Source organism: Burkholderia sp. CpTa8-5 (assembly GCF_017815045.1).
Lineage (GTDB): Bacteria > Pseudomonadota > Gammaproteobacteria > Burkholderiales > Burkholderiaceae > Burkholderia > Burkholderia sola.
The window spans coordinates 49,913-71,264 of record NZ_JAGIQD010000025.1; the positions used below are offsets into that span (position 1 = coordinate 49,913).

The window sequence follows — 21,352 nt, forward strand, 5'->3', positions numbered from 1 at the left end:
CGGGGTCGTCAGTAAGGTTTTACGCTGCGCGTCGCGCGCGGCTGTTGTATGCTTGGCCCGCCGATGACGGGGTGTTCCCGTCCGGCAATCAGTGCGTCTTCAGGGCGGGGCGAAATTCCCCACCGGCGGTAGGCTGGCGTAAGCCGGCGAGCCCGCGAGCGCCCGCGCATCCGCGCGGGGTCAGCAGATCTGGTCGAATGCCAGAGCCGACGGTCACAGTCCGGATGAGAGAAGATGTGCAGATAGTCATGTCCGTCAGGGCCGCTTCGCGCTGCACGCGAAGCGGGTTGTCGTTCTGTCTGTTTGCAATGCCCTGAAACGTTTTTCGCCCAAATCGTATTTGCGAGGAGCGTTTCACATGTCCTTGATGTCCGTTTCGTCGGCGCCTGCCGACGCCTTTGCCGATCTCCCGTTGCTGGATGCCGAACCGGTGCCGCCGCGCATTGCCGCCGCGCTCGACGCGATGCGCGCAGGTCGCGCGGTCGTGCTGCAGGACGACCACGACCGCGAAAACGAAGCCGACCTGATCGTCGCCGCCGAGCGCATCACGCCCGAAACGATGGCGCTGCTGATCCGCGAGTGCAGCGGCATCGTGTGCCTGTGCCTGACCGACGACACGGTGCGCGCGCTCGAACTGCCGCCGATGGTGCAGACCAACGAAAGCCGCAACGGCACCGCGTTCACCGTATCGATCGAGGCGCGCGAAGGCGTGCATACCGGCGTGTCGGCCGCCGATCGCGTGACGACGATCCGCGCGGCGATCGCCGACGGCGCGAAGCCGCACGACATCGTGCGCCCCGGCCACGTGTTTCCGTTGCGTGCGCAACCGGGCGGCGTGCTGGCGCGCCGCGGTCACACCGAAGGCACGGTCGACCTGTCGATCCTCGCGGGCCTGAAGCCGGCCGGCGTGCTGTGCGAGCTGATGAATCCGGACGGTACGATGACGCGCGGCGACGATGTCGAGCGCTTCGCGCAACGGCACGGGCTGCCGATGCTGACGATCGCGGAACTCGTCGCGTTTCGCGAGGCGCTGGCGGCGGCGCGCGAACGCTGCTGCGAGCCGGCCTGAGTGGAAGGAAAGGCGGGCGCGTTCGCGCGCACGTGGCGCGGCCGGATCGACCCGATCCGGCCCGACTGACGATCAGGACTGCACGTCGCCGAATTCGCCGCGCATGCCGGCTTCGACGAGCGCCGGCAGTTCGTCCATCCTGCGCATGATCCGCGTGATGCCCATCGCGCGCAGCGCGTCCGCGTAGTTGTCGGGGATGTGGCTCGCGCCGACGAACGCGATCGTCTTCATCCCGGCCGCCCGCGCGGCATTCAATCCCGAGATGCTGTCCTCGACGACGACGCAGCGCGCCGGCGCGACGCCGAGTGTTTGCGCCGCGTGCAGGTAGACGTCGGGATAGGGCTTCGGCCGCGCGACCTGTTCGGAACTGAATACCCGCTCGCCGAAGATCTCGGTGAGCGACGCGCGCTTCAGCGAGCTGCGCACGCGCACGAGCCGGCTGTTCGACACGACGGCGGCCGGCAGCGTGACCTTCAGCAGCGCGTCGCGCACGCCGCTGATCGGCGCGAGCGATTGCGCGAGCGCGACCTCGATGTTGTGCTCGATGGTCTCGATGAAGTTGGCGGGCATTTCGACCCCGAAGCGGGCTTCGATGCCGGTGAGGAAACGCGACGTCTGCTGGCCGAATGCCGACTTCGCGGCGGCTTCGAAATCGAGGTTCGGGAACGTGGCGGACAGCGTGTCGAGCAGCACGCGGTCGGCGATGACTTCGCTGTCGACGAGCACGCCGTCGCAGTCGCAGATGAGGTGATCGAGCATGGTGATGAAAACGCGGAATATCGGCGACGCCGATCGATTCGCCATCATACGTGCTTTCACGCGCCGGCCGCGCGACGTGGCGGCACATTTGCCCGATGCGGCCGTGCCGTTGCGGCCGGTCGTGCCGGAGTGCCGCCGGCCATGCGGCAGCGGCAACCCGTTTGCGCGGGTCGCCGCCGTTCACGGCGTCACAGCGCGATCACGCGCCCCGTTTTCCACGACGCCATCGCGGCTTCGGCCAGTTCGAGCGCGGCGAGTCCGTCGTCGATCGTCGTCCTGACCGGCGCGCCGTCGCGCAACGCGTCGACGAAGTGCGCGATCTCGGCCGCGTACGCATGCCGGTAGCGTTCGAGGAAGAACGGCTCCGGCACGTCCGTCGCGATGCCGCCCGCGAGCCATGCGCTCACCTCGGTCGGCCGCACGTTGCCGGCCTGCAGCATTCCGTGGCTGCCGAGCAGCTCGAAGCGCTGGTCGTAGCCGTAGGCCGCACGCCGCGACGTGTTGATCTGGCACAGCAACCCGCGCCGCGTGCGGATCGTCACCGCGGTCGAATCGATGTCGCCCGCGTCGTGCACGGCCGGATCGGTCAGGCAGCTGCCGGTCGCATGCAGCGTCTGCGCTTCGTCGCCGAGGATCCAGCGGAACACGTCGAAGTCGTGGATCAGCATGTCCTTGAAAATGCCACCCGAGCTGCGAATGTAGTCGACCGGCGGCGCGCCCGGATCGCGGCTCGTGACGACCAGCATTTCCGGCGCGCCGATCTCGCCGCGCTCGACGCGCGCCTTCAGCGCCGCGAAGGTCGGGTCGAAGCGGCGCTGGAAGCCGATCATGCAGGTCACGCCGGCGCGCCGCACGACATTCGCGCACGCACGCGCGCGTTCGACGGTGAGGTCGACCGGCTTCTCGCAGAACACCGCCTTGCCGGCGTTCGCGGCGGCGACGATGAGGTCCGCGTGCGTGTCGGTGCTCGACGCGATCACGACCGCCTTTACCGACGCGTCGCCGAGCGCGCGCTCGATGTCGGCGACTTGCGCGCCGTGCGTGCCGGCGAGCGCTTGCGCCGACGGCGCGTGCCGGTCGATCACGTATTTCAGTTTCGCGCCCGGCTGGCGCGCGAGATTCGCCGCGTGGATCTTGCCGATGCGGCCCGCGCCGAACAAAGCGAATTCGATCATTCCGTTCTCCCGTGGATTGTGTCGTCTTGCCGATGCGCTCAGCGATCCGCCAGTTCGCCGCGCACGTAGTCGATGCTCGCCCGCAACCGGTCTTCGATGTCGTCGGCTTCGGCGATCTCGCTCGCGAACGGCTCGAACGACAGCGCACCGCTGTAGCCGCGCGCGAGCAGTTCGCGCAGTTGCCGGATGTTGCCGAGCCGGTCCGCGCCGCCGACCAGCACGCGGTGGCCGTCGCGCATCCGGTCGACCGGCAGCTCGGCCTCCTCGACGCCCGAGATGTGCACGAGGCCCGTCAGGTTCGGGAAGACGATGTCCTCGCCGGCGAGGTGATGGTGGAACGTGTCGTGCACGAGCCGGAACACCGGCTCGCCCGCTGCCGCGTAGATGCCCTTCACCGCGTCCGACTTGCGGCGCAGCGCGCATTCCTCGAAGCCGAGCGGCTCGATGAAGCCGAGCAGGCCGCGGGTGTCGAGGATCGGCTTCAACGCCTGCAGCGCCGTCACGAGATCCGCGTGGCGGGCGTCCGCGCCGCGCGTGTCGGCGCGGCTGTTGGTCGGGCACAGCACCAGCGCACGCGCGCCGCATTGCGCCGCGTAGTCGGCCAGCACGGTCGCCTCGTCCGCGCGCTCGGCGTTCCATTGATCGAAGCGCTGCAGCGCGTTGATCGTCAGGATCGTCACGCCGCCGGCTTCGGCCATCGCGCGGACGGCGGCGGCCGGCGTGCCGTCGGCGAGCTCGACGCCGTCGAGATCGTTGCGGATCTCGATCGTGTCGACGCCGAGGCGCCGGCACAGCGCGACGTAGCGGTCGAGCGGCAAGCGCGGCGCGCTCATCCGGTTCAGCGAAAAGTGGAGGGCGTGCTTCATCGTTCTGTCCTTGAGGCGTGAGTGGTGCAGGGTTCGGATTCGGTGCCGTCTCGCGCGGCGAGTGTGTGCCACGTATCGCGCAGCCATTGCGCACACGCGACGTTGTTGTCGAAGATCGAATAGCGTGCGCCGCCGCCGTAGTCGGGAAACGGGATGAACTCGCAACTGATCTGTTCGAGCCGTGCCGGCTGCACGTGAGCGTGAACCTGCATCTGCGCCTGCAGCAACTGGCGCAGCGCGGCCTTCCACGTGTCGAGCGCGTCCACGCGCCATTCGGCGTGATACGCGCCCGGCGCGGGTGCGACGAACGGGTACTGGATGCCGCGGCCGGGCTTGCCATCCGCGCGGCGCATCCAGCGGTTGTCGGGGTTGTTCGGGCTCACGCTGCGCGCATGCGCATGCCGGACCCAGCCGCGCGCGATCCAGTCCGCGTAGATCGCGGTGGGCGACGCCGGGTCGAGCATCGCGCGGCCGCCGTCGACCGGTTCGCGCAGCCCCGCTGCGTCGAGCTCGGCGCGGTTGCCGAGCTTGAACAGCAGATGCGAATGATCGAGCGTGATCCGGAACGGCGCGCCGGCCTGCTCGACGTGCCGCGCGACGCGCGCCACGCGCGCGAAATCCTCGCTCCACATGTCGACGTGCACTTCGAGGCTCGGCAGGCAGCCGACCGGCTCGCCCCATGCATAGGCGCGCAGGTAGAAATCGGCGACTTCGCGATCCGACAGCCGATGGCCGTCCGCGTGATGCGCGAACAGCTGGCCGTTGAGCACCGTGCTGCCGAAGCGTGCGCCCGCCGCGACGATCTCCGCGACATGCGCTTCGTCGCGACCCGCGCACCAGATGCCGCCGATCACGCGAATCGGCAGCGCGTGGCGGTCGACCAGCGCGAAATACGGCGACAGGTCCTCGCCGCGCGCCGGATTCTTTTCGATGTAATCGAACACGCCGGCAGCGGCGACCTTCCGGAAGCGCTCGGCGGGCGTGGGCGGCGGCAGCCCGTCGTGTTCGAGCACGCCGTCGAGGTTCACGCCGATGAGGATCGGTTCAGCCATCGTCTCCTGTCCGTTGTCGTCTGTCGATGGCTGTCCAATGTACGGATGCGCGGCGCGGGCCGCATGACAAACGTTGACGAAAAATCGCCAATGCCGCGGTCGATTTTTTCGCCGTGCGCAGACGGTGCGTCGCACGGCGCGATTCATGCCTGCAGGTATGCGCTCGTCCTCACGTTCGCCAGGCAGAACACGCGGAATTCGACGGGGTCGTCCGGCGGCGACTGTTCGACGATGCCGCACGCATGCAGCACGTGCTGCAGCGCGGAAATCGCCTGTCCGTCCGGATCCTGGTCGATCGCGAGATCCATCGCGCCGGCTTCGATGAAGGTGCGGTGCAGGTCGATCATCTCGTGGCCGATCCACACCACGCGCCCGAGCGCGCCGGCCTTGCGCAGCGCCGCTTCGATGCCGGCCGAACCGGCGCCACTGTTGTAGATCGCGACCACGTCGTCGTGCGCCTGCAGCGCCCTCGTCACCGCGCGATAGCAGCGGTCGTCCTGGTCGAGCGTCTCGACCGGCGCGTCGTCGCAGCGCACGGCGGCGAACGCGTCGGCGAGCTGATCGCGGCAGCCGGCCATCCGGTCGGCGTGCGCGCGGTAGCCCATGCGCCCGCCGAGCAGCAGCACGCGGCCGGGGCGTGCCGCGAGGCGGCCGATGTAGTAGCCGGCCGTGCGCCCCGCGCGGTAGTTGTCGATGCCGGCGAAGTGCGCGCGTTCGATGCCGCCGATATCGGTGACCATCGTGACGACGGTCTCGCCACGCGCGATCGCGCCGGCCAGCGCATCTCGCATGCGGGCCGTGTCGTGCGCGGTGACGATCAGCGCCTCGCGCCGGTACGCGGGCCGTTCGATCAGCGTCGCGGCACGCTCGTCATCCGCGGCGGGCAGGATCGTCCGGTGCACGACCACGCGCCGGTCGAGCATCTGCAGCGAACGCTGCAGCGCCTGCTGCAATCGTCGGAAGAACGGCGCGTCGGTGTCGGGCAGCAGCACGTCGACGTGGATCAGCCCGTGCCGCGTGTCGGGCAGCTGGCGCGGCACGCCGAGCTGGCGAGCGGCCGCCACCACGCGTTCGCGCGCCTGCGCGGAGACGCTGCCGCGCTCGTTCAGCACGCGATCGACGGTCGTCGTGCTGACGCCGGCGAGCGCCGCGATCTCGTCGAAGCGTGCGGTGCGCTTGCGCCAGCGCGGCCCCGATTCACCTGCCATGGTCGTCTCCATCGTGAGGGTCGCCATCGACCGCGTGGCGTTGTCGGGAACGCTAAAGCGATGGCGAAATTTCGTCAACGTTTCGATTGAGGCGGGGCGACCGGTCGCCTAATTTCGGTCTTATGCGAAGCGTTTGCCGCGCTTCCCGCGCACAAGACCCCCAGGAGACAGACGTGGCCCATACCGACGACCCGGCACGCGAACGCACGGCGGCGCGCCGTCAGGCATACCGAATGATTGGCGGCGCCGGCGATCGCGCGGCGGCCGCCGGGCTCGTCAACGCCGCGTGGTACCGATGCGCGGTGCCGCGACCGCTGATGAAGCAACTGATGCAGCGCGGCGATGCGCGTGCGATTCGCGACACGCTGATCTGGTACGCGGCGATTGCGCTCAGCGGCGCGCTCGCGTGGCTGGCGTGGCGTGCGCATTCGGCATGGGCGATCCCGGCGTTCTTCGTGTACGGCACGCTGTACTGCAGCCCGGCCGATTCGCGCTGGCACGAATGCGGGCACGGCACCGCGTTCCGCACGCGCTGGATGAACGACGCGCTGTACCAGGTCGCGTCGTTCCAGGTGTTCCGCCGCGCGACTGCCTGGCGCTGGAGCCATGCGCGCCATCACACCGATACGCTGGTCGTCGGGCGCGACCCGGAAATCGCCGCGCCGAAGCCGACCGACTGGCTCGCGCTCGCGCTGAACGTCGTCGCGCTGAAGCACGTGGCCGGCGAGCTGCGCAAGATGATCGCGGTGTCGTTCACGGGCCGGCTCGACGACGAGGAGCGCACCTACGTGCCCGAATCGGAATGGCCGAAGGTCGTGCGCGAGTCGCGCATCCATCTCGCGATCTACGCGCTCGTGACGGGCGCCGCGGTCTACTGGCGCACGATCCTGCCGCTGCTCTACATCGGGCTGCCGAGCCTCTACGGCGCGTGGCTGTACCTGTACTTCGGCCTCACGCAGCACGCCGGCATGCCCGAGAACGTGCTCGATCACCGGCGCAACTGCCGGACCGTGATGATGAATCCGGTGTTTCGCTTCCTGTACTGGAACATGAACTATCACGTCGAGCACCACATGTTCCCGATGGTACCGTTCCATGCGCTGCCGAAGCTGCACGACGCCGTGAAGGCCGACATGCCGCCGCCGTACCGCAGCACGCTGGCCGCATATGCGGAGATCGTGCCGGCGCTGATCCGGCAGACGCGCGATCCGTCCGATTACGTCGTGCGGCCGGTGCCGGATGCCACGCGTGCATGACCGTTATCGAACCTGCCAACGAAGGAGACACACCATGACGCAATGGATCGACACCGGCGCGCTCGACGACATCGACGACGAAGATGTCGCGCGCTTCGATCATGCTGGCCGCACGTACGCGATCTACCGGATCGACGGCGAGGTGTATGCGAGCGACGGCCTGTGCACGCACGAGCAGGTGCATCTCGCGGACGGGCTCGTGATGGATCACGTGATCGAATGCCCGAAGCACAACGGCCGCTTCGACGTGCGCGACGGCCGGCCGCTGTCGGCGCCCGCGTGCGAGAAGCTGCGCACGTACCGCGCGAAGATCGAAGACGGCCGCATCCTGATCGAGGTATGACGCGATGATGAGCGACCGGGTGATGGCGATCGTCGGCGCGGGCCATGCGGGCGGCCGCGCGGCGCAGGTGTTGCGCGCGTGCGGCTGGCGCGGGCGCATCGTGCTGATCGGCGCGGAGCCGCATCCGCCGTACGAGCGGCCGCCGTTGTCGAAGGGCGTGCTGACGGGCGAGCGCAGCGCGGCGCAATGCCGGTTGCGCGAGGCGCAAGCCTGGGCGGCCGATCGCATCGAGCGGGTCGTCGCGACCGTCGAGCGCATCGATCCGGATGCACGCGAAGTGCGCGTGTCCGGCGGGCACGTGTTCGGCTACGACGCGCTGCTGCTGGCCACCGGCGGCCGTGCGCGCCGCCTGGCCATCCGCGGCGCGGCGCTCGACGGCGTAGTCGCGTTGCGCACGCTCGACGATGCGGCCGCGCTCGGCGCGCGGCTCGTGCCCGACGCGCGGATCGTGTTGATCGGCGGCGGCTTCATCGGTCTCGAAGTCGCGGCGTCGGCGCGACGGCGCGGCTGCCGCGTGACCGTGCTCGATGCGGCGCCGCGGCTGCTCGGTCGCGCGGTGCCGGAAGCCATTGCGACGCGCGTGCATGCGCTGCACGACGAGCAGGGCGTGGCGATTCGTCTGAACCGGACGCCGATTGCGATCGAGCGAACCGCGGGCGGGGCGCTGGCCGTCGTGCTCGACGACGGCGACACGCTGCTCGCCGACACGGTCGTGGCCGGCATCGGCATCGAACCGGCCGACGAACTGGCGCGCGACGCGGGCCTCGCGGTCGAGCGCGGAATCGTCGTGAACGCGCGGCTCGAGACGTCGGGGCCCGGCATCTACGCGGCCGGCGACGTCGCGGTGTTTCCGAGCGCGTTATCGGGATTGCCGATTCGACAGGAGACGTGGCACGGCGCCGATACGCAGGCGCACGTCGCCGCCCGCAACATGCTCGGCGCGAACGAACCGTATCGCGACATACCGTGGTTCTGGTCCGATCAATACGATGCGCAGTTGCAGGTGGCCGGGGAGCCGGCGCTCGGCACGCAGTCGGTCGCGCGCGTGCTCGGCGACGACGCGGAAATTCATTTCCATTTCGATGCGGGCGCACGGCTCGTCGCGGCGAGCGGTTTCGGCCGTGCAGCGGGATTCGTGAAGGAAATGCGCGTCGCGAGGATGCTGGTCGAACGCGGGATCGACGTGACGCCGGCCGCGGTCGCGGACGTCGCGGTGAAGCTGAAATCGCTGATGGCGGCCGTGAATGACCGGTAGACGAAAAGAAGGGAGTGAAGCGCGCGGCAGCGCACGCCGCGCGCTTCGTCCACACCGCGATCAGGCCATCGCGTGCAGGCGCAGATACAGGCCGGCCGCCGCGGCGCCGCCGAGCAGCGGGCCGATTACCGGCACCCACGCATAGCGCCAGTCGCTGTCGCGCTTGCCCGGGATCGGCAGCAGCGCATGCATGATGCGCGGCGACAGGTCGCGCGCGGGGCTCATCGCATAGCCGGTCGGGCCGCCGAGCGAGATGCCGATGCCGAGCACCAGCAGGCCGACGGGCAGCGCGTCGAGTGCGCCGAGGCCGACTTGCGGCGACGCGAGATACAGCACGCCGAGAATCAGCACGAACGTGCAGATCGCTTCGGTCAGCACGTTGTGTGTGGTGCTGCGGATCGCCGGCGCCGTGCAGAACACCGCGAGCTTCAGGTCCGCATCGGCTTCCTTCGCGAAGTGCTGGCGATACGCGAGCCACACGAGCAGCGCGCCCGCCATCCCGCCGAGCATCTGCGCGAGCACGTAGCCGCCGACTTTCGACCATGCGAACTTGCCCGCGAGCGCGAGGCTGATCGTGACGATCGGATTCAGGTGCGCGCCGCTGAACGACGCGGTCACGTAGACCGCGACGAATACCGCCATCGCCCAGCCCATCACGATCACGATCAGGTCCGCGCCTTTGCCCTTGGTCTTTGCCAGCAGCACGTTTGCGACCGCGCCGTTGCCGAGCAGCACGAGGATCGCGGTGCCGATGAATTCTGCAATATAAGGTGACATGATTGTCTCTCGAAGTCACGGCGGACTCGCGCGCTGCGCGGTCCGCCGGTGTTGTTGTATGTCGTTTGAAGTCGTTCGGATTACTGGGTGTCGTCGGCCCATGCCTTCGCGGCGCGTACCGCGCGCTGCCAGCCGGCCATGCGCTGTTCGACCTGCTCCTTCGGCATCGACGGTGCGAAGCGGCGATCGAGCTGCCACTGGTCGCGCACTTCATCGAGGTTCGTCCAGTAGCCGATCGCGAGGCCCGCGAGATAGGCCGCGCCGAGCGCGGTCGTCTCGGTGATTTGCGGGCGCACCGCGTCGACGCCGAGCAGGTCGGCCTGGAACTGCATCAGCAGGTCGTTCGCGCTCGCGCCGCCGTCCACCCGCAGCTCGCCGATGCTGATGCCCGAGTCGGCTTCCATCGCGGCCAGCACGTCGAGCGACTGGTACGCGATCGCATCGAGCGCCGCGCGCGCGAGGTGCGCGGCGGTCGTGCCGCGCGTGACGCCGAACACCGAGCCGCGCGCCCGCGCGTTCCAGTGCGGCGCGCCGAGGCCGGCGAACGCGGGCACGAGGTAGACGCCGTCGGTATGCGGCACGCTCGCGGCGAGCGCTTCGATTTCGGCGGCCGTCTTGATGAGGCCGACGCCGTCGCGCAGCCACTGCACGACCGCACCCGCGATGAAGATGCTGCCTTCGAGCGCGTACTGCACGTCGTCGCCGATCTGCCACGCGATCGTCGTGACGAGGTTGTTCTTCGACTCGATCGGCTTGTCGCCGGTGTTCATCATCAGGAAGCAGCCGGTGCCGTAGGTGTTCTTCACCATGCCCGACGTCGTGCACATCTGGCCGAACAGCGCCGCGTGCTGGTCGCCGGCGATACCCGCGAGCGGGATCTTCGACGCGAACACGGTGGTCTTCGTGTGGCCGTAGATCTCCGACGACGCCTTCACTTCCGGCAGCATGCTGCGCGGAATGTCGAGCAGTTCGAGCAGTTCGCTGTCCCACTCGCGCGTGTGGATGTTGAACAGCATCGTGCGCGACGCGTTGGTCACGTCGGTCACGTGCAGCTCGTGCTTCGTGAAGTTCCACACGAGCCAGCTGTCGACGGTGCCGAACGCGAGCTTGCCCTGGCGCGCCTTGTCGCGCGCGCCCGGCACGTTGTCGAGGATCCAGCGGATCTTCGTCGCGGAGAAGTACGAGTCGATCGGCAGGCCGGTCTTCGCGCGCACCTTCGCTTCGAGCCCTTGCTTCTTCAGCGAGTCGCAGAAGTCGGCCGTGCGGCGATCCTGCCAGACGATCGCGTTGTAGACGGGCTGGCCCGTCTCGCGATCCCAGACGATCGTCGTCTCGCGCTGGTTGGTGATGCCGATCGCGGCGATCGACGTGCCGTTCAGGCCCGTGCGCGTGACGGCTTCCGCGGCGACGCCGGCTTGCGTCGACCAGATTTCCTGCGGGTCGTGCTCGACCCAGCCGGGTTGCGGGTAGATCTGTTCGAATTCCTTCTGGGCGATCGATACGATGTTGCCCTGGCGATCGAACAGCATCGCGCGGGAACTCGTGGTGCCCTGGTCAAGCGCGAGGATGTACTGGTCCTGCATGTCTCTCATCTCCATCCGTGGATTGGCTTAGTTGTGATGCGCGCCGCATGTGGGCGGCGCGTCGGTGAATCAACGTCGGTCAGGCAACGGCAACTGCAACTTGCATTCGAATCAGGCGTGCGGCGCATGCGCGGCGGCGAACCACGCGTCGACCGCGGCGGTCACGGCGTCCAGCGTGCCGGGCGCGACGTGCAGGCCCAGCTTCGAGCGGCGCCACAGCACGTCCTGTGCGCAGGTCGCCCATTCGGCGTCGCGCAGATAGCGCAGTTCGGCGTCGTGGATGCCCGGTGCGATTTCGGCGCCGAGGTCGGCGAGCGAGGTCGCGCCGTCGACCACGCGCTCCGCACGCGTGCCGTACGCGCGCGCATAGCGGCGTGCGAGCGCGGCGGGCAGCCACGGATGGCGTTTCGCGAACGCACTGGCGAACCCGTCGAACTTCGCGTCGGCGATATCGCCGCCCGGCAACGCGACGCCGGCCGTCCAGGTCTTCGCGTCGCGGCCGAGCGCGCGGCACAGCATGTCGCCGGCTTCTTCCGCGAGCTTGCGGAACGTCGTGATCTTGCCGCCGAACACCGACAGCAGCGGGGCGCCCGCGCCGTCGTCGAGTTCGAGGCGATAGTCGCGCGTGACGGCCGACGCGTTCGCCGCGTTCTCGTCTTCCAGCAGCGGGCGCACGCCCGAATAGGTCCAGTGCACGTCGGCCGGCGAGATCTTGCGCTTGAAGTAGCGGTTGATCGAATCGCACAGATATTGCGTCTCGTCGCGATCGATCGCGACCTTCGCGGGATCGTTCGTGTATTCGACGTCGGTCGTGCCGATCAGCGTGAAGTCGTGCTCGTACGGAATCGCGAAGATGATCCGCTTGTCCGGATTCTGGAAGATGTACGCGTGATCGTGATCGAACAGGCGGCGCGTGATGATGTGGCTGCCCTTCACGAGCCGCACGCTGTGATGCGCGCCGCGGCCGAGCGCGCCGTGCAGCACGTCGCCGACCCACGGGCCGGCCGCGTTCGCGATCGCGCGCGCCTGCACGACGCGGATCGAACCGTCGGCGTGCTGGAGCCGCGCTTCCCATTCGTCGCCGCGGCGTTCGGCGGACACGAGCTTCGTGCGCGTGAGGATCTCGGCGCCGCGCTCCTTCGCGTCCATCGCGTTCAGCACGACGAGGCGGGCATCGTCGACCCAGCCGTCGGAATACACGAAGCCGCGCTTGATCGAGTCGATCAGCGGCGCGCCGGCCGCATGGCGGCGCATGTCGATGCCGCGCGAGCCGGGCAGCAGTTCGCGTTTCGCGAGGTGATCGTAGAGGAACAGGCCGATGCGGATCAGCCAGGCCGGGCGCAGGTTCGGCATGTGCGGCATTACGAAGCGCAGCGGCCACATGATGTGCGGCGCCGCGCGCAGCAGCGTTTCGCGTTCCTGCAGCGCCTTGCGCACCAGCCCGAACTCGTTGTACTCGAGGTAACGCAGGCCGCCGTGAATCAGCTTCGTGCTGGACGACGACGTATGCGACGCGAGGTCGTCCTGCTCGCAGAGCATGACCGACAGGCCGCGGCCGGCCGCATCGCGCGCGATCCCCGCGCCGTTGATGCCGCCGCCGACGACGAGCAGATCGTAGCGATTCGGTTGGGTCACCTGCTGTCCTTATCGTCTGTTGAAATAGGGCGAACATGAAATGTTCGAATTCGAAATTTAACGAACGAAATCGAAAAAGTAAAGTTCGATAAAGCGGGGCCAGTAGCGCGCGACACGATCCCGGACGATACTGGCGAAATCGACCGTTTCGCGAGGTGAATCATGCGTATTGGGATGTGGGCCGGCGTGTGCGCCATCCTTCTGGCGGGGTGCGGCGCGGGTACGCCGCCGCTCGCCGGCAACTGGCGGGCGCCGTCGTTCGTCGACCTGCAGACGTCGTGCGGCGGCGCCGTGCGCGACTGGGGCGCGGACGCGCAGCCCGTCTATTCGACGCTGTACGACGCGTACGTCGCGAAACGGTATCGCGGGCTGACCGAAGCGAACTATTGTGCGTTCGTAAACGAACTTTCGACCCACTATGTGGCGCCTGACGCGGCGGCGCGCGCGGGCTGGATCGCGTATTTCAACGGAGCGCGCGCGCAGGCCATCAGCTGGCGGGCGGCGGTCGATCCGACGCTGCGCGGCGGTTGAAGCCGGCGGCGACGAACGGGCGGGGAGGCGGAAACGACCGCGCGGCCGGATGCCGGCCGCGCGATCAGGTCAAGGTCGGGAACAGCGGGGCTTACGAATAGCGGTACTTGACGGATCGCAGCGTGGCGTCGCCGGTCTCGGTCACGCAGTATCTGCGCCCCGAGCCGAGCCCTTCCAGGCGGACGAGCTGTTGTTCGAGCAGGATGTCCAGTTCATCCCGATCCATGTCGCGCTGATCAGGCGCGTCCTTCACAAGCAAGAGCGTGGCGAATTCATGCGGACTCAGCATCGTTCTCTCCATGGCAATCGGACTGCCCGCGCGGCCGGCGCATACGCCGACGCGCGATACCCCGTGGGGTATGGCTTGGGGGGAAAGCTGTATTCGCCGGCCCTGCAGTTCGCACCGCCCTGGCACAGGCGGATCGGCGAACGGGCCGGGGAACTGGAGTCTAGTCGAGCGCACACGCAACGACAAATCGTGCCCCGTTAATTTTCCGTTTGACAGAAGCGCATGCCGCAAGCGGTTCGTGCGCGGCGCCAACTTCTTGATTTCACTTGAAGTTTCAGGTGCGGTGCAGCATCGCAACCGTCATTCCGCGACGTACACCTGGGTGCCGGCGGCGGCCACCGTATCGGCCATGTCGGGCGGCAGCGGCTTGTCGGTGAAGAGCGCGTGCACCTGGCTCAGATGGCCCTGGCGCACGAGCGCCGGGCGGCCGACCTTCGAATGATCGGTGACGAGGTACACCGTGCGTGCATGCTGCATGATCGCCTCGGCGACGCGCACCTCGCGCGTGTCGAAATCGCGCAGCGTGCCGTCGGCCTCGATCGCCGACGTGCCGATGATCGCGTAGTCGACCTTGAACTGCCGGATGAAGTCGATCGCGAGTTCGCCCACGATGCCCTTGTCCCACGGCCGTACGATGCCGCCCGTGATCAGCACCTCGCAGTCGGGATAGCCGCTCATCATCGACGCGACGTTCAGGTTGTTCGTGATCACGTGCAGCCCGTGATGGCGGTTCAGCGCGCGCGCGACTTCCTCGGTCGTCGTGCCGAGGTTGATGAACAGCGACGCCTGGTCGGGGATGTGCGACGCCGCGAGCGCCGCGATGCGCCGCTTCTCGTCGTGGAACATCCGCTGGCGCGCGGTGTACGACACGTTCTCCGAGCTGGTCGGCAGGCTCGCGCCACCGTGATAGCGGCGCAGCAGGTTCAGGTCGGCAAGCCAGTTCACGTCGCGGCGGATCGTCTGCGGCGTGACCGCGAAGTGCGCGGCGAGATCGTCGACGGTCACGAAGCCGTCGCGCTGCACCCATTCGAGCAATTCCTGCTGGCGCGCGTTGAGGGTGAGGCGGGGATCTCGGGTCATGGCTCGATGGTCGTGTCGTGAGACGGAGCGGGTATTGTAAGGGCGGCAACGGCGTTCGGCCGGCCTGCCGGACATCGGCGCGCATGATTCATGCGGAAATGGCATGGATTCATGTGACAAATGAATTTGTGCGATCGCGCCGATCGCGCTGCAATGGCGGATTGCCCGTTCGCACGGGCCCGTTCATTCAGCTTTCGACGAGGTGGTCTCGATGAGTGGCTTCAACTGGCACAACCCGTATCCGTCGACCCGTATTCCGGTGTTCGCGCGCAACGTCGTGTCGACGTCGCATCCGCTGGCCGCGCAGGCCGGGCTGCGGATGCTGTGGAAGGGCGGCAACGCGGTCGACGCGGCGCTGGCCGCGGCCGCCGCGATCACGGTCGTCGAGCCCGTGTCGTGCGGGCTCGGCGGCGATGCGTTCGCGCTCGTATGGGATGGCGACCGACTGTCGGGGCTCAACGCATCGGGCGTCGCGCCGGCCGCATGGAACGTCGACTACTTCCGCAAGCGTCACGGCGAGGACGCGCGCGGCAACGCGAACAAGCCGACCCGCGGCTGGGACACCGTCACCGTGCCGGGCGTGATCGCGGGCTGGGAAGCGCTGCACGCGAAGTTCGGTTCACTGCCGTTCGCGGACCTGCTCGAGCCGGCGATCGAGATCGCGGAGCGCGGCTTTTCGGTGCCGCCGATCGTCGCGCACAAGTGGGCGGCGGCCGTCCCCGAACTGCAGGGCCTGCCCGGTTTCGCGGACACCTTCATGCCGCGCGGCCGCGCGCCGCTCGTCGGCGAACGCGTGTGCCTGCCCGGTCATGCGCAGACGCTGCGCACGCTCGCGAAGGACGGCGCGCGGGCGTTCTACGAAGGCGCGCTCGCCGAGCGTATCGCCGCGTTCGCGCGCGAAGGCGGCGGCGCGCTGACCGCAGCCGACCTGCGCGCGTACCGGCCGGAATGGGTCGAGCCGATCGGCAAGCGCTTCGGCCGTCACACGATTCACGAGATCCCGCCGAACGGGCAGGGCATCGCCGCGCTGATCGCGCTCGGCATCGCCGAGCAGGCGGGCGTGACCGAGTGCCCGGTCGACTCGGTCGATTCGCAGCATCTGCAGATCGAGGCGATGAAGCTGGCGTTCGCCGACGTCTATCGCTACGTCGCCGATCCGCGCGCGATGGACGTCACGCCCGAACAGATGCTCGACGATGCGTATCTCGCCGAACGCGCGAAGCTGATCGATCGCGCGCGTGCGACGCACTTCGCCGCCGGCCGTCCGCATTCGGGCGGCACGATCTACCTGTCGGCGGCCGACGAGCGCGGGATGATGGTGAGCTTCATCCAGTCGAACTACATGGGCTTCGGCTCGGGGCTCGTCGTGCCCGGCGCCGGCATTGCGCTGCAGAACCGCGGGCACGGCTTCTCGATGGACCCGGCTTCGCCGAACGTCGCCGGGGGCGGCAAGCGGCCGTTCCACACGATCATCCCGGCGTTCGTTACCGAGGAAGCCAATGGCCGCACCGAGGCCGTGATGAGCTTCGGCGTGATGGGCGGCGACATGCAGCCTCAGGGCCATCTGCAGACCGTCGTGCGGATGCTCGGCTATGGCCAGCAGCCGCAGGCCGCGTGTTGCGCGCCGCGCTGGAAGGTCAATCGCGACTTCACGCTCGACGTCGAGGCGACGATGAACCGCGCGACGGTCGACGCGCTGGCCGCCCGCGGCCATACGATCCAGTCGATCGACGATCCTTACATGGATTTCGGTTCGGGGCAGTTCGTGTGGCGCCTCGATCCCGACGATCCCGAGCGCGGCTACGTGGCCGCGAGCGACAGCCGGCGCGACGGGCTCGCGGCCGGTTTCTGACGGATCGCTTCCGGCTTTCTTTGCAGTTGTCCAGCATTACGGGCGGCCCGGCGGCCGCCCGTTTCGTTTGATGCGGCGGATCTCGTCGACCGCGCGCAAGCGGTTTGAAGGACTCGTCTAACGAACGGCAACAGACGCCGTGGAACTGCGCCTGTCGGGTATGGTCAGTGCTCTGGAGCACGAACTTCAAAGTCCGGCTAAGATGCCAGGATGGTTCGGCCGGACCGACTCACTATAAACGCAAGTAAAACGCCGCCTGCGGATCGGCTGGCGCCTGTGCCCCAGGCATGGGCCGGCCTCCGCGCGACGACTGGGAGCGCACTACCATGGACACCAAAACGACGCATGTGATGCCGTGGCGTATCGAGGACATCGACCTGAACCGGATCGATCGTCAGCGTGCCGCCGCGAACGAGGATCTGCTACTGCTGCTGTGCGCGTCGTCGTTCATCGAAAGCGGCTCGGATCTCTATACGAGCAATCTGAGCGAATTCTTCAATGACGATCCGGAAGTCTCCGCATGGCTCAACAATGCATGGGAGCCCGAAGAATTGCAGCACGGCCGCGCGCTGAAGGCGTATATCGCGCACGTGTGGCCCGAGTTCGACTGGGATACGGCCTTCGCGAATTTCTTCGCAGAGTATTCGAAGACGTGCTCGGTCGAGGCATTCGAAAAAACCCGCGCGCTCGAAATGGTCGCGCGCTGCGTCGTCGAGACGGGCACGGCCACGCTCTATCGCGCGATCAACGAATGCTCGGACGAGCCGGTGCTGAAGGAAATCACCGACAACATCCGCACGGACGAAGTGCGTCACTACAAGCACTTCTTCAAGTTCTTCAAGAAGTACAACCAGGTCGAAGGCAACGGCCGGCTCGCGGTGCTCGGTGCGCTTGCGCGCCGCGTGATGGAAATCAAGAACGAGGATTCCGAGATCGCGCTGCGCCACGTGTTCGCGATCCGCTATCCGGACCGCGTCGGCGACAGCCAGTACAACCGCGAGCGCGCCGCGCGCATCAATTCGCTGGTCCGGCGCAACCTGTCGGCCGACATGTGCGTGAAGATGCTGCTCAAGCCGCTCGACCTGCCCGCGAAGATCCAGCCGGGCGTCCACTATCCGCTCACGAAGATCACGCGGCACGTTTTCCTGCGCTGATCGCCGCGGGGCGGCCCGTCGCGCGTATGCTGGCGCATCCTCATCCGATCCGCAGCCGGGCCACGCCATCATGACCGATACCCATCGCCACGCACTCGAACAATGGACGTTCGATGCGTGGCCGTCCGCCGTCGTGTCGCTGTTCGACGGCACCGCGCTCGAGCGTCATGCCGACGTCGCCGCGTCGCTGATCGTCGCGACCGACGACGGCCAGTTGCGCACGACGCTGCTCGGCGTCGGCGAAATCTACGCACACGATGCGCGCACGCTGCTGATCGCGCTCTGGCCGCAGTCGCGGGCGGCGCGCGCGATCGCGCAACGGCGCACGGCCGCGTTGACGCTGGTCGCGGACGGCGCGTTTTTTCAGGCGCAACTGGAGATGAGGCCGCTCGAAGGGGACTTCGGCGGACTGGCCGGATTCGCTGCGACGATCGCGCACGGCGATGCGCAGCGGGTCGGCTATGCGCGTCTCGCGACAGGCGTCACGTTCACGCTGGAAGGGGAGCGCGCCGCGGTGCTCGCACGCTGGCAACGCCAGATCGAGCACCTGCGGCGCGCGGCCGCGCGGCGTCAGTGACCGCGCTGGCCGCTGCGCGACGAACGGTTGCGGTTCGGATGCGCGGCGTTGCCGCTTGCCGGGCGGGCGCCGTTGGCGCCGCCTGCCGGACGTCCGCCGCTATTGCCAGCGGCGCCGCCTTGCGTGCGCGGCTTCGCGGTCTTCTGCTGCGATGCCTTCGGTTGCGCGTTGCCGTCGCGTTTCGCGGCCGGCTGGCCTGAGCCGCCGGCACGCGGCTGGCGATTGCCGCCGCCACCGCCGCCGCCGCGCGGTTGCTGCTGGCCGCGGCGTTGCTGGATCGGCTCCGGCTTCGCGTTCGGATCGGGTTCGAAGCCCGCGATCACTTCCTGCGGGATCTCGCGCTTGATCAGCCGCTCGATGTCGCGCAGCAGTTGCTTCTCGTCGACGCACACGAGCGACACGGCTTCGCCGGTCGCACCCGCGCGGCCCGTGCGGCCGATCCGGTGCACGTAATCTTCGGGCACGTTCGGCAGGTCGAAGTTGACGACGTGCGGCAACTGGTCGATGTCGATCCCGCGCGCGGCGATATCGGTCGCGACGAGCACCTGCAGCGTGCTGTTCTTGAACTCGGCCAGCGCGCGCGTACGCGCCGACTGGCTCTTGTTGCCGTGGATCGCCATCGCGCTGATGCCGTCCTTCGTCAGTTGCTCGGCGAGCCGGTTGGCGCCGTGCTTGGTGCGCGTGAACACGAGTACCTGGAACCAGTTGTGTTCGCGGATCAGGTGCGTGAGCAGCTCGCGCTTGCGGTCGCGGTCGACCGGGTGGATCTTCTGCGCGACGCTCTCGGCGGTCGTGTTGCGGCGGGCGACCTCGATCAGCGCGGGCGAATCGAGCAGGCTGTCGGCGAGCGCCTTGATTTCATCGGAGAAGGTGGCCGAGAACAGCAGATTCTGGCGCTGCGGCGGCAGCTTCGCGAGCACGCGCTTGATGTCGTGGATGAAGCCCATGTCGAGCATCCGGTCGGCTTCGTCGAGCACGAGGATGTCGAGATCCGACAGGTCGATGGTCTTCTGCTGCATGTGGTCGAGCAGGCGCCCCGGCGTCGCGACGACGATGTCGACGCCGCGCTTGAGCGCATCGATCTGCGGATTGATGCTGACGCCGCCGAACATCACGGTCGAGCGCAGCTTCAGGTACTTGCTGTACGCGCGCACGCTTTCCTCGACCTGGGCGGCGAGTTCGCGCGTCGGCGTGAGGATCAGCGCGCGCACCGCACGCTTCGCGCCACGGTGCTCCGCGTAGAACGTATGCAGGCGTTGCAGGATCGGCAGCGTGAAGCCGGCGGTCTTGCCGGTGCCGGTTTGTGCGCCGGCGAGCAGGTCGCCGCCGCCGAGGACGGCCGGGATCGCCTGCTGCTGGATCGGGGTCGGCGACGTGTAGCCGAGCTCGTTGACCGCCTTGACCAGCGGTTCGGCCAGGCCGAGAGATTCGAAAGACATAGATACCACTCTTGAGTTTTATGATCGGCGATGCATCGCGCGGCCCGCGCGGCAAACCTGCATCGCAAAACAGCCAAAAAGCAAAAGGGCGCGGCCGCGGTTTCCCGCAGCCGCGCCCCGTTTGTGTGAGCCGCTTCTTAGTCGAGCGGCGCGGAACGCAGGTCGCTCACCTGTTGCGGCGAGATCGGCGTACCGTTGTTACCCCAAGACATCCGGATATACGTGACGACCGCCGCGACTTCCTGGTTCGACAGCGACTGCGCGAACGGCGGCATCCCGTACGGACGCGGATTCTTGAACGTGCTCGGCGGGTAGCCGCCATTCAGCACCATGCGGATCGGGTTGACGGCCGATTCCATCATGATCGAGTGGTTGCCCGCGAGCGGCGGATAGGCCGGCGGCTTGCCCGCGCCGTTTTCGGCGTGGCAGGTCGCGCAGTTGTCCGCGTAGATCTTCTTGCCCTGGTCGAACAGCGCGTTGCCGAACTGCTTCGACGGCTCGTACTGCATGTTCTTCGGCGCTTCAGCTTTCTGCGGGATCGACTTCAGGTACGTCGACATCGCGCGCGTATCTTCGTCGGTCATGTACTGCAGGCTGTTGTGGACCACGTCCGCCATCGGGCCGAACACCGCGCCCTTCTGCGACACGCCGGCCTGCAGCAGGTCGGACAGCTCCTGCACGTGCCAGTCGCCGAGGCCGAGCTCCTTGTCGTTCGTCAGCGACGGCGCATACCAGTTCTGCAGCGGGATCAGGCCGCCGGCGAACGCCGACGAGCTCACCGGGCCGCCCATCATGTTGATCGACGTGTGGCACATCGAGCAGTGGCCGAGGCCTTCGACGAGATACGCGCCGCGGTTCCATTCGACCGACTTCGTCGGATCCGGCTTGTATTCGCCTTCCTTGAAGAACAGCGTGCGCCAGCCGATCAGCAGGTTGCGGTTGTTGAACGGGAACTTCAGTTCGTGCGGACGGCTCGGCACGGACACCGGCGCGACCGAACGCAGGTACGCGTAGATCGCATCCGAATCGGCGCGCGTGACCTTCGTGTAGCTCGCGAACGGGAAACCCGGGTACAGCAGGCTGCCGTCCTTCGAGCGACCGGTGTGCATCGCACGGTAGAAGTCGTCCGACGTCCACTTGCCGATACCGTTCTGGTCGTCCGGCGTGATGTTCGGCGTGTACATCGTGCCGAACGGCGTCGCCATCGGCAGGCCGCCCGCGAAGGACTTGCCGCCGCGCACGGTGTGGCACGCGATACAGTCGCCGACGCGCGCGAGGTATTCGCCCTTCTTGATCAACGCGGCCTGGTCGGCCGGCGTGGCCGCGACGGCGGCAGCGCCGTGCAGCGTGTCGTTGCCCGGCCACAGGACCGGCACGAGGGCGGCAGCCGCGACGATTGCGACGGCCGAGAGTGCAAACAGGGACTTGCGTTTCATTGTGTCTGTCTCCCTT

20 protein-coding genes and 1 riboswitch are annotated in these 21,352 nt (G+C 67.9%); of the genes, 8 read left to right on the forward strand and 12 right to left on the reverse strand.

The annotated features are described in order from the left end of the window. The first annotated feature begins 91 nt into the window (after positions 1–91). Positions 92–240, forward strand: a riboswitch (FMN riboswitch). 118 nt (positions 241–358) lie between these two features. Beyond that, the gene (ribB, locus tag J8I35_RS27945; protein ID WP_050014629.1) at positions 359–1,069 is read left to right on the forward strand and encodes a 3,4-dihydroxy-2-butanone-4-phosphate synthase; all 711 of its coding nucleotides are present in this window, start codon (positions 359–361) and stop codon (positions 1,067–1,069) included. A gap of 72 nt (positions 1,070–1,141) precedes the next feature. Here the strand turns inward: ribB and J8I35_RS27950 are convergent, their stop codons facing one another. The 5 genes from J8I35_RS27950 to J8I35_RS27970 form a co-directional block, all read right to left on the reverse strand. Continuing rightward, on the reverse strand, positions 1,142–1,828 hold the full coding sequence (locus J8I35_RS27950; protein WP_124638740.1) for an HAD family hydrolase: 687 nt from the start codon (positions 1,826–1,828) through the stop codon (positions 1,142–1,144). A gap of 188 nt (positions 1,829–2,016) precedes the next feature. Continuing rightward, complete coding sequence (gene iolG, locus J8I35_RS27955) at positions 2,017–3,003, reverse strand: inositol 2-dehydrogenase (RefSeq protein ID WP_209928015.1); 987 nt, start codon at positions 3,001–3,003, stop codon at positions 2,017–2,019. A gap of 38 nt (positions 3,004–3,041) precedes the next feature. Then, on the reverse strand, positions 3,042–3,869 hold the full coding sequence (locus J8I35_RS27960) for a TIM barrel protein (RefSeq protein WP_209928017.1): 828 nt from the start codon (positions 3,867–3,869) through the stop codon (positions 3,042–3,044). Further along, the gene (locus tag J8I35_RS27965; RefSeq protein ID WP_209928023.1) at positions 3,866–4,921 is read right to left on the reverse strand and encodes a xylose isomerase; all 1,056 of its coding nucleotides are present in this window, start codon (positions 4,919–4,921) and stop codon (positions 3,866–3,868) included. The genes J8I35_RS27960 and J8I35_RS27965 overlap by 4 nt, the downstream gene beginning before the upstream one ends. Positions 4,922–5,064: 143 nt before the next feature. Continuing rightward, positions 5,065–6,129, reverse strand: a complete 1,065-nt coding sequence (locus tag J8I35_RS27970; protein WP_050014623.1) for a LacI family DNA-binding transcriptional regulator — start codon at positions 6,127–6,129, stop codon at positions 5,065–5,067. A 173-nt stretch (positions 6,130–6,302) separates the two neighbouring features. Between J8I35_RS27970 and J8I35_RS27975 the strand changes: the two genes are divergently transcribed. Genes J8I35_RS27975 through J8I35_RS27985 form a run of 3 tightly spaced genes read left to right on the forward strand, consistent with a single transcriptional unit; the run spans position 6,303 to position 8,983 of the window. Further along, complete coding sequence (locus J8I35_RS27975; protein WP_185722658.1) at positions 6,303–7,385, forward strand: fatty acid desaturase family protein; 1,083 nt, start codon at positions 6,303–6,305, stop codon at positions 7,383–7,385. A 34-nt stretch (positions 7,386–7,419) separates the two neighbouring features. Then, on the forward strand, positions 7,420–7,728 hold the full coding sequence (locus tag J8I35_RS27980) for a non-heme iron oxygenase ferredoxin subunit (protein WP_011546150.1): 309 nt from the start codon (positions 7,420–7,422) through the stop codon (positions 7,726–7,728). A 4-nt stretch (positions 7,729–7,732) separates the two neighbouring features. Further along, positions 7,733–8,983, forward strand: coding sequence for an FAD-dependent oxidoreductase (locus J8I35_RS27985; RefSeq protein ID WP_209928030.1), 1,251 nt, complete (start codon positions 7,733–7,735; stop codon positions 8,981–8,983). A gap of 60 nt (positions 8,984–9,043) precedes the next feature. Here J8I35_RS27985 and J8I35_RS27990 read toward each other — a convergent pair whose 3' ends face one another. The 3 genes from J8I35_RS27990 to glpD form a co-directional block, all read right to left on the reverse strand. After that, positions 9,044–9,760: an MIP/aquaporin family protein gene (locus tag J8I35_RS27990; RefSeq protein WP_050014615.1), complete on the reverse strand. Its 717-nt coding sequence runs from the start codon at positions 9,758–9,760 to the stop codon at positions 9,044–9,046. An 80-nt stretch (positions 9,761–9,840) separates the two neighbouring features. Beyond that, positions 9,841–11,343 carry a glycerol kinase GlpK gene (glpK, locus tag J8I35_RS27995; protein ID WP_209928068.1) on the reverse strand — a complete coding sequence of 501 codons (1,503 nt, stop codon included), beginning with the start codon at positions 11,341–11,343 and terminating at the stop codon, positions 9,841–9,843. A 111-nt stretch (positions 11,344–11,454) separates the two neighbouring features. After that, positions 11,455–12,978 (reverse strand): glycerol-3-phosphate dehydrogenase, encoded by a 1,524-nt coding sequence (glpD, locus tag J8I35_RS28000; protein ID WP_050014611.1) that lies wholly within the window; start codon positions 12,976–12,978, stop codon positions 11,455–11,457. Positions 12,979–13,140: 162 nt separating this feature from the next. On the opposite strand from glpD, the gene J8I35_RS28005 reads away from it, so the two are divergent. Then, positions 13,141–13,509 carry a hypothetical protein gene (locus tag J8I35_RS28005; RefSeq protein ID WP_176016132.1) on the forward strand — a complete coding sequence of 123 codons (369 nt, stop codon included), beginning with the start codon at positions 13,141–13,143 and terminating at the stop codon, positions 13,507–13,509. Positions 13,510–13,600: 91 nt separating this feature from the next. Here J8I35_RS28005 and J8I35_RS28010 read toward each other — a convergent pair whose 3' ends face one another. Both J8I35_RS28010 and J8I35_RS28015 read right to left on the reverse strand, forming a co-directional pair. Beyond that, the gene (locus J8I35_RS28010; protein ID WP_050014609.1) at positions 13,601–13,798 is read right to left on the reverse strand and encodes a hypothetical protein; all 198 of its coding nucleotides are present in this window, start codon (positions 13,796–13,798) and stop codon (positions 13,601–13,603) included. A 300-nt stretch (positions 13,799–14,098) separates the two neighbouring features. Continuing rightward, a complete protein-coding gene (locus tag J8I35_RS28015) occupies positions 14,099–14,878 on the reverse strand; it encodes a DeoR/GlpR family DNA-binding transcription regulator (RefSeq protein ID WP_034208319.1) in 780 nt (259 codons plus the stop codon). 211 nt (positions 14,879–15,089) lie between these two features. On the opposite strand from J8I35_RS28015, the gene J8I35_RS28020 reads away from it, so the two are divergent. The 3 genes from J8I35_RS28020 (at position 15,090) to J8I35_RS28030 (ending at position 18,461) form a co-directional block, all read left to right on the forward strand. Continuing rightward, a complete protein-coding gene (locus J8I35_RS28020) occupies positions 15,090–16,730 on the forward strand; it encodes a gamma-glutamyltransferase family protein (protein ID WP_209928035.1) in 1,641 nt (546 codons plus the stop codon). Between the two features lie 326 nt (positions 16,731–17,056). Then, positions 17,057–17,884 (forward strand): ferritin-like domain-containing protein, encoded by an 828-nt coding sequence (locus tag J8I35_RS28025; protein ID WP_011546143.1) that lies wholly within the window; start codon positions 17,057–17,059, stop codon positions 17,882–17,884. 70 nt (positions 17,885–17,954) lie between these two features. After that, positions 17,955–18,461, forward strand: a complete 507-nt coding sequence (locus J8I35_RS28030; protein ID WP_209928041.1) for a hypothetical protein — start codon at positions 17,955–17,957, stop codon at positions 18,459–18,461. Here J8I35_RS28030 and J8I35_RS28035 read toward each other — a convergent pair. Together J8I35_RS28035 and J8I35_RS28040 are read right to left on the reverse strand one after the other, a co-directional pair. After that, positions 18,455–19,900, reverse strand: a complete 1,446-nt coding sequence (locus J8I35_RS28035) for a DEAD/DEAH box helicase (protein ID WP_050014604.1) — start codon at positions 19,898–19,900, stop codon at positions 18,455–18,457. The genes J8I35_RS28030 and J8I35_RS28035 overlap by 7 nt on opposite strands. A gap of 137 nt (positions 19,901–20,037) precedes the next feature. After that, a complete protein-coding gene (locus J8I35_RS28040) occupies positions 20,038–21,336 on the reverse strand; it encodes a cytochrome c (protein ID WP_050014602.1) in 1,299 nt (432 codons plus the stop codon). Positions 21,337–21,352: the final 16 nt, after the last annotated feature.